The sequence below is a fragment of the Neisseria sp. P0009.S007 genome (assembly GCF_051962515.1).
This window is the reverse complement of record NZ_JBQCVF010000257.1, coordinates 1-1,818: the sequence shown is the minus strand read 5'-3', so window position 1 is coordinate 1,818 and position 1,818 is coordinate 1. Positions and strand designations below refer to the sequence as shown.

The 1,818-nt window shown below is 42.1% G+C and carries 1 protein-coding gene and 1 pseudogene; one reads left to right on the top strand and one right to left on the bottom strand.

Annotated features, from left to right (window positions below):
* The first annotated feature begins 437 nt into the window (after positions 1–437).
* Positions 438–1,016 (top strand): NAD(P)H-dependent oxidoreductase, encoded by a 579-nt coding sequence (locus ACTHS3_RS12220; protein ID WP_070734819.1) that lies wholly within the window; start codon positions 438–440, stop codon positions 1,014–1,016.
* A 192-nt stretch (positions 1,017–1,208) separates the two neighbouring features.
* Here the strand turns inward: ACTHS3_RS12220 and ACTHS3_RS12215 are convergent.
* Positions 1,209–1,709, bottom strand: a pseudogene (locus ACTHS3_RS12215) (transposase); the annotation flags it as partial.
* Positions 1,710–1,818 lie beyond the last annotated feature (109 nt).

Genomic DNA, 1,818 nt, shown 5'->3' with positions numbered 1-1,818 from the left:
TGAGCAGGATTTTATCAGCTACAACACGGAAAACGATTTGGCCCAGCCTTTGTAGTTGGGTCAGTAAGGGGACTAATATTCAGATAGGAATATGCCATTTGATGATGGTTAAAATCTTTCAATAGGTAATAACTATCTTGTAATCAGTTCCCTTATAAATTATTCAATCCGTGTATTCAGAAAAATGATACGTTTCTCGTTGAAATAAATTTTGGCTTTTCTCTATTGGCTGTTTCTTTTAGGTCATTTAGTCTGCCTAAGTCCAAATTATCTATGAACAAATCCTCGTAAAACAGTTGACCGGAAAAATTCACGGGATATTCTGATTTTATGTTGCATAGCTTAAGATGTGCAGACAGCCATACTTTCAAAATACAGGCCAAAGCGGCATAATAGCAGCCCCTCTTTTTTAGAATTGCCTGGTTTAGGAGAGTGAAATGAATATTTTATTACTAGATGGCGGTAAAAATTTCGGACATTCGCATGGTAAGTTAAACCACACACTTCACAAAAAAGCGAAAGAAGTTTTGACCGCACTTGGACACAATGTTCAAGAAACCGTGATTGATGCTGGTTACGATGTTGAAGCAGAAATCGAAAAATTCTTGTGGATGGATGCCGTGATTTGGCAGATGCCAGGTTGGTGGATGCATGAACCTTGGACAGTGAAAAAATACATAGACGAAGTATTCACCACTGGACACGGCAAGCTTTATCAAAGTGATGGTCGTCATCGTGTCAATCCAACCGAAGGCTACGGCACAGGCGGTTTGTTACAAGGCAAAAAACACATGCTTTCACTTACTTGGAATGCGCCGATTGAAGCGTTTACTCGTGAAGGCGATTTCTTCGAAGGTAAAGGTGTGAATGTATTGTATATGCACTTCCACAAACTCAATGAATTCATCGGATTGACCTGTCTGCCAACATTCTTATGTAACGATGTGATTAAAAATCCACAAGTAGAAAAATACTTAGCTGACTACCAAGCACATTTAGAAAAAGTATTCGGTTAATTGCAAAATATTAGTTTAGAAGGTGAGCATTTTGGCTCACCTTTTTTATTTCAAACAGTTATCAAACTTCCTGGCGAGTAGGGCGGAAGATGATTTCATTTATATCCACTTCTTCAGGCCGAGACCTTTGCAAAAAAGTCCTTCCCCCAACAGCAAAAATCCAAACACAGGTTTTCGGCTGTTTCTATTCCAAATCACTCCTGACTCTACAACTTCTATGGCCTGACGCTGTTTGCTGCCGGAGGTCTGAATAATGGTGGCATCAATGACGGCAGCGGATGCTTTCTCTACTTTTAGGTTTTTTTCGGTCAGTTGTCGGTTAATCAGTTCCAGCAATTCGGACAGGGTGTCGTCTTGCGCCAGCCAGTTGCGGTAGCGGCATAAGGTGCTGTAATCGGGAATGCTCAGTTCGTCAAAACGGCAAAACAGGTTGAAATCGATGCGGGTGATGAGGCTGTGTTCGAGTTCGGGATCGGAGAGGTTGTGCCATTGTCCGAGCAGGACGGCTTTGAACATGGACAACAGGGGATAGGCGGGACGGCCGCGGTGGTCTCTAAGGTAACGGATTTTTTGACGATTCAGATATTGTTCGATAGGTTGCCAATCAATCACCTGATACAATTTCAATAGTGGGAAACGGTCGATGTGTTTGGCAATCATGGCTTGGGCGGTTTGCTGGAAGAAGGTGCCCATGAGAAATCCCCTAAATGTCTTGGTGGGAATTTAGGGGATTTTGGGGAATTTTGCAAAGGTCTCAGAATGTATCCATATAACTTGATTGGTAAGGCCGTCTGAATGAGAC

Excerpts from the sequence above, each read along its gene's own strand:
- ACTHS3_RS12220 (WP_070734819.1), top strand. The coding sequence starts at position 438 with ATGAATATTTTATTACTAGATGGCGGTAAAAATTTCGGACATTCGCAT.